We start from the raw sequence: 13,499 nt of genomic DNA, 5'->3' as shown, positions 1-13,499 counted from the left end.
GCCGTCAGGACCGGCGCAGCAGCTCACGGAGGGCGACCGCCGCCGGGACCGTCGCCGCGACGACGAGGGGCGCGCGCAGCCACTGGCGCCCCCACCGTCCGTGCACGGCCTCGCCGGCAGGGGTCGGGGCCCAGACGTTCCCGCTGTTCGCCTCGACGTTCCGGCGCGAGAGCCCGAGGACGGACATCAGAGGCGTCACCAGAGCGTCGAACAGGCTCGGGAGCAGCCGGAAGGCGGCGGCCATCACCGGGGTGAACCGCCCCACGGACACCATGCGCCTCGGACGGTCGAGCACGTGCGCGATCGTGCGGGCGACAGCCTCCGGGCGGACGACCGGAGGCGGTGGGCGACCGACCCGCCCGGCGTAGCTGCCCGCCTGCGAGTACACGGGCGTGTCGACGCTGCCGGGCGCCACCAGGGAGACGTGGACGCCCGGCATTCGTCGCACCTCCTGCTGGAGCGTGCGAGCCAGGCCGTGCACACCCCACTTCCCGGCCACGTACGAGCTCATCCAGGGGGTGGTGATCCGGCCCAGCAGCGAGCCCACCACGACCAGGTGGCCACCGCCTGCGGCGCCGAACAGCTCCAGCGCGGCCCGCGCGACGTTGGCCGTGCCCAGCAGGTTCACCTTCATGGCCTGGTCGAACACGTCGCCCGGCACCTCGGTGAACCGCCCGTACGCCACGACGGCGGCCGAGACCATCACGGCGTCGACCCGACCGAACCGGTCGACGGCTGAGCACAGCAGGGCCTCCACAGCGGCACGGTCCGCCACGTCCGTCGGCACCACGTGCGCACCCGGCCGACCCGGTGGGGCGAGTGCTTCGCACTCCCGCGCGACGATCTCCAAGACGGCTCGCGAACGCGAGGCCAGCACGAGCGCGTCCCCTCGACGCGCCAGCCGGTGCGCCGTCGCTCGTCCGATCCCGCTGGACGCGCCGACGAGGACGACGACGCGTGGGTCCGGCGACGGGGTCACGCCGCCGCCGCGCGGGCGCTGCGCCCCTGCGCCAGGTGCGACAAGCGGCGCAGAGTCTCGGTGTTGCGGGGCACCAGGAGCGCTGTACGCAGCGGTCGGGGCAGCAGGAGGCCCGGACCCCGCACGGCGTCCTCCACGATCCGCACGGAGCAGCCCCCCGCCCGCGGAACCACGTCGATGCGCACCCGCGCCTCCCCCACCGGCCACCCACGGGCCTGCAGCTCGATGCCTCGGTCGGGACGCCACGCCAGCACGATCGTCTTGTCGTCGATCACCGCCGGCCACACGCCGAAGGAGTGGTCGATGGTGGACCCGGGCGCCGGGAAGGACAGGTCGACGCTGCGCAGGCGCGACGTCCCGACCACCCAGGTGGCGTAGGTCCAGCCGTCGGCGAGCACGTCGAGCACCGCCTGCGGAGGGCAGCTCATCGCGCGCGTGACGGTCGCCATCAGCCCGCCCGTGCGGCCGGGTCGAGGACGACCTTGATGCAGCCGTCCTTCTTGGCCTGGAACATCGCGTAGGCGTCCGGCGCCTCGTCGAGCGGGAGACGGTGCGTCCGCAGGTCCAGCACGCCCAGCGGGTCCTCGTCCCCCGACACCAGCGGCAGCAGGTCGTCGACCCACCGCCGGACGTTCGCCTGGCCCATCCGCAGGCTCACCTGGCGGTCGAACAGGTCCATCATCGGCATCGGGTCCACGGCGCCGCCGTAGACGCCGGAGATGGACACGGTGCCCCCTCGCCGCACCAGCTCGATGGCCGTCTGCAGCGCCGCGAGCCGGTCGACCCCCGCCTTCTCGGTCATCGGCCGGGCCAGAGCGTCCGGCAGCAGACCGGCGAGCTTCTGGGCGCCGGCCGCCGCAGACGACCCGTGCGCCTCCATGCCGACCGCGTCGATCGTCGAGTCGGCACCCCGGCCGTCCGTGAGGTCACGGACCGCCCCGAGGAGGTCGTCGACCGCCGTCACGTCGATCACGTCGATGCCGTGGCGGCGCGCCATGGCCAGCCGCTCGGGCACGAGGTCCAGCCCGATCACCCGCGACGCCCCGCGGTGCGCTGCGATCCGTGCCGCCATCTGCCCGATCGGACCCAGCCCCACGACGACGACCGTGCCGCCCGGCGGGACCGCGGCGTACTCCACGGCCTGCCACGCCGTGGGCAGGACGTCCGAGAGGTAGAGGTAGCGCTCGTCCGGCGAGCCGTCGTCAGGCACCACGACCGGCCCGAACTGTGCCTGCGGCACCCGCAGGTACTCCGCCTGGCCGCCCGGTACCTGCCCGTAGAGCTTGGTGTAGCCGAAGAGCGCGGCGCCCTTGTCCTGGTCGCGCACCTGCGTCGTCTCGCACTGCGACATGAGCCCGTGCGTGCACATCCAGCAGGTGCCGCAGGCGATGCCGAAGGGCACGACGACCCGGTCGCCGGGCTTCAGGCGCGTCGCGCCGGGGCCAACCTCCTCGACGACGCCCATCGCCTCGTGCCCCAGGATGTCGCCCTTCTCCAGGTACATCCCGAGGACGCCGTACAGGTGCAGGTCGGAACCGCAGATCGCGGTCGACGTCACCCGCACGATCGCGTCGGTCGGTTGCTCTATGCGCGGGTCCGGGACGGTCTCGACCCGGACGTCCTCGCGTCCCTGCCAGGTGAGTGCACGCACGTCGGTCCTCCTGGTCGTGCTCGCCGGCGACGTTCTGCACCTGAGGGGAAAATCGTGCGCTCTGAGGACCGTCACCGCGACCGCAGCGGCCATCGCGGCCGTCGCGCACTCGGGCGCCGGGCTGCCACGACGTGCTGGGCCGGACGCCGCCAACTACAGTGAGTCGCATCCCCCGAGAAGGGCGAGGATCCAGACCACGACCGTGGACGGAGCTCGCCCGATGCCACTGCAGGTGTGCCGTTGCGGGACAGCAACCCTCACCAACGGGCACTGCCCGCACTGCGACCGCGGTGCCCGTTGCGCCGGGTCGCACCCGGTTCCCGGACTCCTCGGCAGGAGACCCGAGCCGTGTCCCGCCTGCCTCCAGCGCGACTCGACGTGTCCGGTCTGCAAGATGGACCGCCGGTCGGTCGACGCCGCCGCCGCGTGCGAGCAGCTCTGCCGCACCTCGGAGTCGCGGCGGCGCGTCTGACCGGCACGGCCGCCGCTCGTCAGCCGTTCTCCTGCGCCCGCCGCTCGTCAGCCGTTCTCGTGCGCCCGCTGCTCGCCGAGCAGCCGGACAGCGGTGCCAGCGTCAGGCTCCTGCTCGAGGCCGCGCACCGTCTGGTCGACCTTCTCCTGCGGCTGGCGCGGTGCCAGCAGGGGAACGTCCGGGTCCACCACCGCCTCCACCACCACCGGCCGGTCTGCCGCGAACGCCGTGCGCCAGGCGGTCGCCACGTCGTTCGAGTCGCTCACCCGGATCCCGGTCAGCCCGAGCAGCTCGGCGTAGGCCGCGTACGGGAAGGCCGGGACACGCTGCGACGTGACGAACCGCGGATCGCCCTCCATCTCACGTTGCTCCCACGACACCTCCGAGAGGTCGCCGTTGTGCAGCACGAGGACCACGAACCTGGGGTCCGTCCAGTCCCGCCACCGGTCCGCGACCGTGATGAGCTCCGCGAGCCCGTTCATCTGCATCGCGCCGTCGCCCGCCAGCGCGACCACCGGCCGGTCGTCGTGCAGGAGCTTGGCGGCCAGCCCGTACGGGAGGGCGGAACCCATCGAGGCGAGGGTGCTGGAGAGGTGAGCCGGCACCCCGGGCGGCAGGTGGAGGAACCGGGCGTACCAGTAGGTCACCGAGCCGACGTCGACGGCCACCTGCGCGTCCGGCGGAAGGTGCGCGGACAGCTCCTTCACGACGAGCTGGGGGTTGAGGCGGTCGGCCTTCTGCTCGACCCGCTGGCGAGCCGTCTCCTGCCACCGCGACCGGAAGCCCTCGACCTCGCCGCGCCAGCCGTCCCGTGCGGGCAGGCGCGCAAGAAGCGCCCCGAGGGTGTCACGGGCGTCGCCGACGAGGGCGAGCTCCACCGGGTACTTGGTGCCGATGTTCCTGGCCGTCACGTCGATCTGGACCGCTCGCGCCTGCCCGGGAGCGGGGTAGAACTCGGTCCACGGGTCGTTGCTGCCGACGATCAGCAGCGTGTCGCAGCCGGCCATGAGGTCCGCCGACGCCGTCGTCCCGAGGTGGCCCATGACGCCGCAGTGACCGGGCGACGACTCGTCCAGCAGCGGCTTGCCGAGCAGCGACGTGGTGAGCCCCGCGCCCAGCCGCTCGACCACCGCCGCGACCTCGTCCGCGGCGCCGCGAGCCCCCTGCCCGGCCAGCACGGCCACCCGCTGACCGGCGGACAGCAGCGCCACCGCCTCGGACAGCTCCTCGTCGCGCGGCAGCGACCGGCCGCGTGCGACGGCGGTCGAGGTGGGCACGAGCCCGTGCCCGTGCAGGTCCTCGACCGGATCGGCCTTCTGCACGTCGTGCGGCACGATCACACAGACCGGGCTCGAGGTGGCCAGCGCCGTGCGGAAGGCGTTGTCGAGCACGTGCGGCAGCTGTTCGGGCGTCATGACGGTCTGCAGGTACTGCGCGCAGACGTCCTTGAACACCGTGTGCAGGTCGACCTCCTGCAGGTACCCGGACCCGAGCGCCGTGCTCACCACCTGACCGACGATGGCCACCACGGGCACGCGGTCGAGCTTGGCGTCGTACAGGCCGTTCAGCAGGTGCACGGCGCCGGGGCCCTGCGTCGCGAGGCAGACGCCGACCCCGCCGCCGTACTTCGCGTGGCCGGTCGCCATGAAGGCGGCCATCTCCTCGTGCCGCGCCGTCACCAGCGAGATGCGGTCCTCCCGTCGGTCCAGGGCGGCGAGGATCGGGTCGATGCCGTCACCGGCGTACCCGAACACCCGGTCGACACCCCAGTCCAGGAGCCGGTCGACGATGGCGTCCGCGACGGTGCTCATGAGCCGTCCCCCTCGAGGGCTCGTGCTCGCAGCCGCTCGGCCAGCCGGTTGTCGAACAGCGCCATGGCCGAGGCGATCGCCATGTGCATGTCGAGGTACTGGTACGTCCCGAGGCGGCCCCCGAAGTAGACGTCCCGCTCGGAGGCGGCACGCTTGCGGTACCGGGCGAGGATCTCCCGGTCGCGGGGCGTGTTGACCGGGTAGTACGGCTCGTCGCCGGGTCCCGCCGTGCGGGAGTACTCGTGGACGATGACCGTGCCGTCGCTCGGGTAGTCGCGTTCCGGGTGGAAGTGCCGGAACTCGTGGATGCGGGTCCACGGCACGTCGGCGTCGGCGTAGTTCATGACCGAGGTGCCCTGGAAGTCCCCGACCGGCAGCACCTCCTGCTCGAAGTCCAGCGTGCGCCAGCCGAGCCGTCCCTCGCAGTGACCGAAGTAGCCGTCGAGCGGCCCGGTGTAGACCACGGGCGTGCCCTGCGGCACCAGGTGCCGGACCTCGAAGAAGTCGGTGGAGAGAGCCACGTCGATGTTCGGGTGGGCCGCCATCCGTTCCAGCCACGCGGTATACCCGTCGACCGGCAGCCCCTCGTGCGTGTCGTTGAAGTAGCGGTTGTCGAAGGTGTACCGGACGGGAAGGCGCGTGATGATCTCGGCGGGCAGCTCCCTCGGGTCCGTCTGCCACTGCTTCTCCGTGTACCCCCGCACGAACGCCTCGTACAGCGGACGCCCGATCAGGGAGATCGCGCGGTCCTCCAGGTTGGACACGTCGTCGGCCGACACCTCACGCGCGTGCTCCAGCACCATGGCGCGGGCCTCGGTCGGCGACAGGTTGCGGCCGAAGTACTGGCACATGGTGCCGAGGTTGATCGGCATGGGGTACGTCTGCCCCTTGCTGACCGTGTAGACCCGGTGCTGGTAGGAGGTGAACTCGGTGAACCGTCGCACGTACTGCCACACGCGCTCGTTGGAGGTGTGGAAGAGGTGCGCCCCGTACCGGTGCACCTCGATGCCGGTCTGCGGCTCGAGCTCTGAGTAGGCGTTGCCGCCCAGGTGGTGCCGTCTGTCGAGCACGAGGACCCGCAGCCCCAGCTCCCGGGCCGTGCGCTCGGCGATGGTCAGCCCGTAGAAGCCGGAGCCGACGACGACGAGGTGTGCCCGCCGGAGCCGATCGTGCAGGTCGAGCGCTGCGGTCGTCGTCGTCATCAGTCGAGCTCCTTCGCGGTGGGGCACGGGTCCGGCACGTCGCAGGACGGGCATCGGGCCGGTCCGCCGCGGGGGTCCGGCGGACCGGTGGGGGTGTGCAGCACCCGGACCCGCGAGAGCCGCCCGAGCAAAGGTGCGCGGACGAAGGGGGTCGCCGACGTGACGGCGGCCTCGGCGAGCGTGGGCACGGCGGTTCCCGCGAGGCGGACAGGTCCCAGACCTGCGTCCTGCAGCCCGGCCGACGCCGCTCCGACGGCCTGCGCGTGCGCGCGCTCGAGGTCGAGGCTCATCGGCGTGTGCCGGAGCTGCTCGCGCCAGCCGGTCATGCGCTCCGCTCCCCTGCTGCAGCGCCGCCGAGCGTCGAGCGCGCCGCCCCCTCGACGAGGCGCGACATCGACGCGGCGATGTAGTCCCACTCCTGCCGCGCCTGCAACGGGCGGGCGCGCACGTCACGGGCATGCTCGTCGTCCAGGACGAGCACCCGGCAGGCGTCCGCGAAACCGGCGGCATCGTCCGCGAGCCGCACCACGGTGGCGTAGTCGTCCACGACGTCGGGCACACGGGTGGACACCACCGGCAGACCGGCCGCCAGGTACTCGAGCGTCTTCGTCGGGCTGATCGAGCGCGTCGCCTCGTTCAGCGCGAAGGGCATCAGCGCCACGTCGAAGCCGGCCATGACGCCCGGCAGCTCGTCGTACGACTTCATCCCCGGAAGCTCCAGGTTCGGCCGCGCCGGCAACGAGGCGGGGTCGATCTTGGCGATCGGACCGACGAGCCGGATGGTCCAGTCGGGCAGGCGCCGGGCGAGCTCGTCCACGAGCTCGAGGTCGATGCGTTCGTCGATGACGCCCACGTAGCCCGCGACCGGGCGCTCATGGGCGTCCCGGAGCTCCCGGCTTTGGGCGTAGTGCTCGGAGTCGACGCCGCTGCGGAACAGGTGGACGCCGTCGGGTCGCTGCCGCAGGATGCCCCGGTGCAGCGACGGCCCGCCGGTGAACACGACGTCGGCCTCCGCGAGCAGGCGACGCTGGCGCAGCACGAGCCCCTGAGGCGCGTCCTTGAACGACGCGAGGTCGTCCATCACGTCGTAGACGAGAAGGCCACTGGGGATCGCCAGGGCGATGTCCAGCGCCATCGGGGTGTAGAGCCACACCTCGGGCAGCAGCTCCGGCTCTCCCACCAGCTCGGCCAGCAGCCGTCCGTACGACTGCGCGGCCGGGTCCTCGAACCCACGATCGTGCGGGTAGGCCTCGCTGCGTGGCACGGGGCTGGACGCCTCGGGAACGACCAGGACGACGCGCGTCACGTCCGGCCCGGCCGCCTCCAGGTGGAGCTGCGGCTGGTCCACGTCGCCCGTCATGGGCTCCTCGACGAACCACGTGTGAGCGCCGCTCGCTGCCCGGGTGTGCGCGAGCCGAGAGACGACGTGCTGCGGGCGCTGCCACACCCACGGCCACCTGAGGTGGGACAGGACCACGAGATCGGGTTCCGTCGGGTCCGAGGGGCGGTGCGACGAGGCAGCGGCGGACTGCGATACGGACATGGTGGGCTCTTCAGGGGTGTCGAGGGTGACTGCGTGGACAGGGTCGACGGGGAGCTGCGCGCGCAGCACGTGCACCTGCTGCGCGGGCGTGGGGTCTGTCCAGGGCCAGTGCGCCATGGCGGGCAGCAGGCCCTCGAGCTGGGCGTCGCACGGCGGCTGGAAGCGGACCGCCGGCAGCTCGGCCACGGGCACGCCGCGGGCGGCCGCTTCCCAGGCGTCCGTGAACGGGGTGCGCATCCTCGACCCGTCGGCGGCGCGCGCCACCACCCCGACCGGATCGGGTCGCCCGGCCGTGCGCGCCAGCAGCGAGTCCCAGTCCGCGGAGTCCAGCTGGGGGAACCAGCAGTAGCCGTGCAGCGGGATGCCGCGACCGAGGGCGACCTCGTACTGCTCGAGCGTGTGCCGCAGCCATCCCGCGCGGTCGGACGGCAGCCCGCGCAGGTTGGTCTCGGTGAGCATGAGCGGCAGCCGGTACCGGTCCCAGTACTGCTGCACGACGTTCGCCAGGCCCACGGGTCGCGGTGAGGGCGCGTGGCCGCCGATCTCGTCGTAGAACCACTCCGAGTGGCAGTAGTAGTCCAGGCCCAGGACGTCGACCCGCAGTGGCGGTAGGTCCAGGAGGCGACCACCGGCGTCGTGCACGAGGCGGCCGAGGAACGGTCGTGCCGGGTCGAGGTCGTGACCGAGCACGAGGTCCAGCACCGCGTGCCGCCTGTCGTTGGCCAGCTCTGCGTACGCCCGGCCTGGGCCTGTCCCCCGGTGGTGCTCGCCGGTGTCCACCCACACGTGGTGCGCGTCGGGGAGGAGCTCACGCCAGGTCGTGGCCGCGTCGCAGAGCGCCGGGAGGACGGACAGCAGGAGTCGGCGGAACCCCTCGATCCCCCGGTCGTAGGGCGGCCAGAGCGCCTCGTGACCCGAGAGGAAGAGGGTGGCGAAGGGCTCGTTGAACAGCGTGTAGGCGTCGAGCCAGGGGTATCGCTCGGCGACCGCCCGCGCGTAGCGCACGAACGCCGGCCCGAACCTCTGGTCGCGGAAGCCGTCGGTCAGCCAGTCGGGGTACGACGTGTGGTGCACCAGGTCCACGATGGGCACGGCCCCGCGGTCCCGGAGCCCGCCGAGCACCCGGTCCGTCTCGTCCCAGACGAACTGGCCCCGCTCGGCCTCGATCCGGTGCCACCGCAACGGGTAGCGCAGGTGTCGGACGCCAGCGGCCAGGAGCGCGTCGACGTCCTCGCTCCAGCGGGCGACATGCCCCGTGACCTCGAGCGCGTCGACCCCGGTGGCGGGGCTGTAGGTGCTCTCGAAGCCGCCGACGAACGTGCGGCCGACGGGCGGGAGCGGGGCGAGAGCGTGGTGACCGATGGGTCGCTCGACGGGGTGCACGGGGCCTCCGGTGATCAAGACCCCTGCGGGTCCTGTCGTGCGGGGCTGTCGACCCAACCTCTCTGGTGCACAACGTACGTGCTGATCGGCGGCTCGTCGCGGCGAACGCTTTCCAGCACCGGACGCGCAGGGACTGCGCTACCCCGACCCGGTCGAGGACGGACCGTCGAGGTCCTGCGGGCTGCCGGGGGCGTAGTCGCCGTAGGCGAACTCGTCGATCGCGTCTCCGGGGACCGCCGCCGCCACCCTCTGCGTGATCGCCCGGATGGCGCCCACCGGGACCTTCGGCGTGCGCTCCGCGGTCAGCAGACCGTTGCGCTCCTGCTGCGTGTCGGTCAGCTGGGTCCAGCAGAACCCGACCACGGCTGCACTGTCGAGCAGGGCGGTCACCAGGTCGCGGTATCCCTCGAGAAGGCCGTCCGCCGAGCGGACCTCGCCGTAGCCGCGCCAGCCTCCGTTGTTGTCGGCGTCCAGGGTGATCCCGCCGAACTCGCTGATCAGCACGGGCCGGTCGTCGCGCGCCGCGCCGCCGAGGAGGAGGACGCGATAGCCGGGCTGGATGCGCTCGAGGGTGTGCTCCAGCCTGGCCCAGTCGCCGTACCGGTCGCGGAGCACCGAGCCGCGGGACGCGTAGTCGTGCACCGTGACCACGTCGGTCACGGGCTGCTCCCAGCCGTCGTTGCCGATCACGAGCCGGTCGGGGTCCATGGCCTTGGTCAGGTGGTAGAGCGCCCGGACGAGGTCCTCCTGCGGCCGCGACCGCTCGAGGGCCGGGACGCCCCAGCTCTCGTTGACCGGCACCCAGGCGATGATGCAGGGGTGGCTCAGGTCACGCTCGAGGACCTCCAGCCACTCGCGCGTCAGTCGCTCGATCGTCGTCGTGGAGAACTGGTAGGCCGCCGGCATCTCGGCCCAGACGACGAGGCCGAGGCGGTCGCACCACGCGAGGAACCGGGGGTCCTCCACCTTCTGGTGCAGCCGGACGCCGTTGAAACCGAGGTCCTTGATCATCTGGACCTCCCGCCGGAGGGCGTCGGCGTCGGGCGCCGCCAGGTGCGACTGCGGCCAGAAACCCTGTGCGAGGACCAGGCGCAGGAAGTACGGCCTCCCGTTGAGGAGCAGGCGGTCGCGGGACGCCGAGACGCTGCGCACCGCCGTGTAGCTGTAGACGCGGTCCAGCACCTCCTCGCCGTCGAGCAGCGTGATGACCGCGTCGATGAGGTTGGGGTGCTCGGGCGACCAGAGCAGGTCGGAGTGCCCGAGGCTCATGTCGTGCTCGGCGAAGGTGATGCGTCGCTGCAGCTCGCCGTCGGTCACCGCGTACGTGTCGTCGCCGAGCACGCGCCCACGCTGGGTCAGGACCACCCGCAGACGCAGGTCGTTCTTCGCGTCCTTGCGCACCTTGACCACCAGGTCCACGCCGCGACCGTCCGCGTCGGTGCTCCACCGCAGCGAGCGGACGCGCGCCTCGGGCACGTGCTCGAGCCAGACGGGCTGCCAGATCCCCGACGTGCGGTCGTACCAGATGGCGTGCGGCTCCGGCTGCCAGTCCTGCTTGCCTCGTGGCTGCCGCAGGTCCGACGGACTGTCCTCCGCGCGGACCACGACGACCTGCGTGCCGGAGTCGTCCAGGACGGAGGTGATGTCTGCCGCGAAGGGGGTGTTGCCGCCCTCGTGGTAGGCCACCGACGCGCCGTTGACCCAGACGTGCGCGCGGTAGTCGACGGCGCCGAAGTGCAGCAGGAGACGCTGCTCGGGTCGGGCGGTCGCCGTGAACTCCCGTCGATACCAGACGACGGGGTGGAACCCGGTGTCGTGGACGCCGCTGGCCGGCGACTCGAACGGGAACGGCACCTGGATCACGCGGTCGAACACGTCCTCCCGCTCGTGCCAGCGGCCGGGGATGCCCTGCAGGCCGTCGTCGAACGCGAAGCCCCACGGCCCGCTCAGGTCCTCCCACTCCTCGCGCCGGAGCTGCGGGCGGGGGTGGTTCACGTCCACCGTGGTCGCAGCGACGTCGTCCTCGGGCGTGCTCGACGACGCGCTCACGGGCGAGGCCGGGTCCGCACCCACGGGCGCTCGTCGCGCCTCTTGCCCATGCCTGCGGCGCACCGCGGGCAGACGCGCTCCACCTCGTCGGCGTGCCCGCCGGTCGCCGGCTGGACGTCCGCCCACGTGACGTGCGGGAACCGCGCCAACGAGCTCCGGTACAGGCTCAGACCACAGACGGTCTCGTTGGCGCCGCTGTGCCAGGCGTGCACCTCACCGGCCGGCCGGCGCACCCCGTCCGGGTCGGTCCACGTCCCTGTCGCCGCCACTGCGGCACGTCTGGTCGTCGTCGTCACTGGCACCCGCCCACCACCTCTGGCTACGGTCGGCTCGGTTCTCGGCGCACGACAAGCCTGGCACACAGCCACCGGCTTCCGCCCGTCCGGGGTCTGCCGTCAGCCGAGCGCGTCGATGCGCGCCATCTCCTCGTCCGTGAGCTCGAAGCCGAACACGTCCAGGTTGGCAGCCAGCCGCTCCCGGTCCGTCGACTTGGGAATGACGACGACGTCGTGCTGCACGTGCCAACGGAGCACCACCTGGGCCGCCGTGACGTCGTGCGCGGCGGCCGCGTCGACCAGGGCCGGTGCACGCAGGTCGGAGCGCTTGAGAGGGCTGTACCCCTCCACGACGATCCCGCGCTCGCGGTGGGCAGCGAGCAGAGCCGGGTCGTGGTCCGACGGGCTGTACGGGATCTGGTTCACCGCCGGTGCCTCCCCCGTCACCTCGATGAGCTCGTCGATCTGCCGGATCGAGTAGTTCGACACACCGATCGACCGGACGAGCCCCTCGTCGCGAGCCGCCCGGAACTCGTCCCACGTCCGTGGGGCCGCCTGCCCGCCCGGAGGCCAGTGGATGAGCCACAGGTCGACGTGGTCGAGGTTGAGCGCGATGAGCGACTCGGTCAGCGTCCGCTGTTCCCGACCGACGCGTTCGGGCGGAAGCTTCGTGGTGACGAAGACGTCGTCCCGGTCGATGCCCACCGTGGACAACGCCCGCCCGACCTCCCCCTCGTTGCCGTACATCGTGGCGGTGTCGACGTGCCGGTAGCCCAGCTGGAGAGCCGCACTGACGGCACGTTCGGCCGCGCCGTGCTGCGCCTGCCAGGTGCCGAGACCGAGCACAGGGATGGCGCCACCGCGCAGCGCGAGGGTGGGGACGTCGACGTGGATCATCGCCCCAGGATGCGCGACCGCCCGTCGGGGCGCATCCGCCGGGACGACCGACGCTGCGTTTGACACACACGTGGTGCGCGCGATGATCGGTCAGACCCGTTCGGAGGCGTGCGGTCCCACGACAGCCGTCCGGAGCACCGATGATCACCTCCGAGGTCGCCGATCGCGTCTACCGTCTCGGGCACGCGTTCGTGAACTGCTATCTGGTCGAGGACGACGGGCGAGTACTCATCGTCGATGCCGGGCTCCCGGCGATCTGGCCCCTGCTCGCCGGGGCGTTGCGCGAGCGCGCGCTGCGCCCCCAGGACGTCGCCGCGCTCGTCCTGACCCACGCCCACTTCGACCACACCGGGGTCGCGGCGCGCGTCCAGGCGCACCTGGGCGTCCCGGTCTGGGCGCACCCGCACGACTTCGTCCTCGCCGAGCACCCGTACCGCTACGCGCACGAGAACCCCCGGGCCATCTACCCGATCCGCCATCCGCGCGCGCTGCGGATCCTCGGCTCCATGGCGGCGGCGGGCGCCCTGCGGGTGCCGGGGGTCCGTGGCCTGCAGGCACTGCCGCAGGGGGGTCCGGTGGACGTCCCCGGACGGCCCGTCGTGGTCCCGACGCCCGGTCACACCGCCGGGCACTGCGCGCTGCACCTGCCCGACCGCGACGTGGTGCTCAGCGGCGACGCGCTCGTCACCCTCGACCCGTACACCGGCGTGCCGGGACCGCAGATCGTCGCGGGTGCGGCGACGGCGGACAGCGCCCTGGCGCTGGCGTCGCTCGAGCCGCTGGCCGCGACGGGCGCCACCACCGTCCTGCCCGGGCACGGTGAGCCCTGGACCGACGGGGTGGCGTCCGCCGTCGAGCAGGCGCGCCGGGTGGGCGCGCACTGACGAGCAGTGCTCGTCGCGGTCAGCCGGCGTCGCCGCGCTCGTCCTGCGAGTGGTCGGAGCCGGTCTTGGCGGGGTCGAGCTCGCTCTCGTCGGGGCCGGTGCCGTCTCCGGCAGGAGTGGTCGGCCCGTCGTCAGTGGTCTCGCTCATGCGCCCGGCCGCCGGTCAGTCGGTGCCGACGTGCTCGTCGGCCGACTTCTCGACCCGGCTGATCTGCTCGTCGTGCGAGCCGCCGGTTGCCGACGAGGCCGCGTCGCTCGCCTTGTCCAGACCCGCGTCGCTCGCCTTCTCACCCTTGTCGCTGTCGAGAGCGTCGGAGGCCTTGTTCTTGAGGTCGTCGATTCCCATGTTTCAC

Annotated in this window: 13 protein-coding genes; 1 reads left to right on the top strand and 12 read right to left on the bottom strand. The window is 72.5% G+C overall.

Going from position 1 to position 13,499, the window contains the following annotated elements; all coding sequences use genetic code 11:
* Positions 1–4 precede the first annotated feature (4 nt).
* From I847_RS0101670 to I847_RS0101625, 10 genes are all read right to left on the bottom strand, one after another.
* Positions 5–979, bottom strand: a complete 975-nt coding sequence (locus I847_RS0101670; protein ID WP_028048290.1) for an SDR family oxidoreductase — start codon at positions 977–979, stop codon at positions 5–7.
* Positions 976–1,428 carry an SRPBCC family protein gene (locus I847_RS0101665; RefSeq protein WP_028048289.1) on the bottom strand — a complete coding sequence of 151 codons (453 nt, stop codon included), beginning with the start codon at positions 1,426–1,428 and terminating at the stop codon, positions 976–978. Before I847_RS0101665 ends, I847_RS0101670 begins: the two co-directional genes overlap by 4 nt.
* Positions 1,428–2,630 (bottom strand): Zn-dependent alcohol dehydrogenase, encoded by a 1,203-nt coding sequence (locus I847_RS0101660; protein ID WP_028048288.1) that lies wholly within the window; start codon positions 2,628–2,630, stop codon positions 1,428–1,430. Before I847_RS0101660 ends, I847_RS0101665 begins: the two co-directional genes overlap by 1 nt.
* A 519-nt stretch (positions 2,631–3,149) precedes the next feature.
* Entirely contained in the window at positions 3,150–4,913 is a 1,764-nt protein-coding gene (locus I847_RS0101655; protein WP_028048287.1) for a thiamine pyrophosphate-requiring protein, read from the bottom strand.
* Positions 4,910–6,115: a UDP-galactopyranose mutase gene (glf, locus tag I847_RS0101650; RefSeq protein WP_051274368.1), complete on the bottom strand. Its 1,206-nt coding sequence runs from the start codon at positions 6,113–6,115 to the stop codon at positions 4,910–4,912. The genes I847_RS0101655 and glf overlap by 4 nt, the downstream gene beginning before the upstream one ends.
* Positions 6,115–6,441, bottom strand: coding sequence for a hypothetical protein (locus I847_RS0101645; protein ID WP_028048285.1), 327 nt, complete (start codon positions 6,439–6,441; stop codon positions 6,115–6,117). Before I847_RS0101645 ends, glf begins: the two co-directional genes overlap by 1 nt.
* On the bottom strand, positions 6,438–9,041 hold the full coding sequence (locus I847_RS26470; RefSeq protein ID WP_051274367.1) for a family 1 glycosylhydrolase: 2,604 nt from the start codon (positions 9,039–9,041) through the stop codon (positions 6,438–6,440). Before I847_RS26470 ends, I847_RS0101645 begins: the two co-directional genes overlap by 4 nt.
* Positions 9,042–9,179: 138 nt before the next feature.
* Positions 9,180–11,114, bottom strand: a complete 1,935-nt coding sequence (locus I847_RS21405; protein ID WP_231384035.1) for a sugar-binding domain-containing protein — start codon at positions 11,112–11,114, stop codon at positions 9,180–9,182.
* Positions 11,087–11,359 carry a hypothetical protein gene (locus I847_RS0101630; RefSeq protein ID WP_028048284.1) on the bottom strand — a complete coding sequence of 91 codons (273 nt, stop codon included), beginning with the start codon at positions 11,357–11,359 and terminating at the stop codon, positions 11,087–11,089. Before I847_RS0101630 ends, I847_RS21405 begins: the two co-directional genes overlap by 28 nt.
* A gap of 126 nt (positions 11,360–11,485) precedes the next feature.
* Positions 11,486–12,262 (bottom strand): aldo/keto reductase, encoded by a 777-nt coding sequence (locus I847_RS0101625; RefSeq protein ID WP_028048283.1) that lies wholly within the window; start codon positions 12,260–12,262, stop codon positions 11,486–11,488.
* A gap of 140 nt (positions 12,263–12,402) precedes the next feature.
* Here I847_RS0101625 and I847_RS0101620 point away from each other — a divergent pair, with 140 nt between their 5' ends.
* The gene (locus tag I847_RS0101620; protein WP_028048282.1) at positions 12,403–13,146 is read left to right on the top strand and encodes an MBL fold metallo-hydrolase; all 744 of its coding nucleotides are present in this window, start codon (positions 12,403–12,405) and stop codon (positions 13,144–13,146) included.
* A gap of 19 nt (positions 13,147–13,165) precedes the next feature.
* Here the strand turns inward: I847_RS0101620 and I847_RS27525 are convergent, their stop codons facing one another.
* A complete protein-coding gene (locus tag I847_RS27525) occupies positions 13,166–13,294 on the bottom strand; it encodes a hypothetical protein (protein ID WP_255346359.1) in 129 nt (42 codons plus the stop codon).
* A gap of 15 nt (positions 13,295–13,309) precedes the next feature.
* Positions 13,310–13,492 carry an Rv0909 family putative TA system antitoxin gene (locus I847_RS0101610; RefSeq protein WP_028048281.1) on the bottom strand — a complete coding sequence of 61 codons (183 nt, stop codon included), beginning with the start codon at positions 13,490–13,492 and terminating at the stop codon, positions 13,310–13,312.
* Positions 13,493–13,499: the final 7 nt, after the last annotated feature.

This window comes from Cellulomonas sp. URHD0024, from assembly GCF_000426185.1.
In the GTDB taxonomy this organism is placed as follows: domain Bacteria; phylum Actinomycetota; class Actinomycetes; order Actinomycetales; family Cellulomonadaceae; genus Cellulomonas.
Note: the sequence above shows the minus strand (reverse complement) of the source record. Positions and strands in the feature narration are given on the sequence as shown.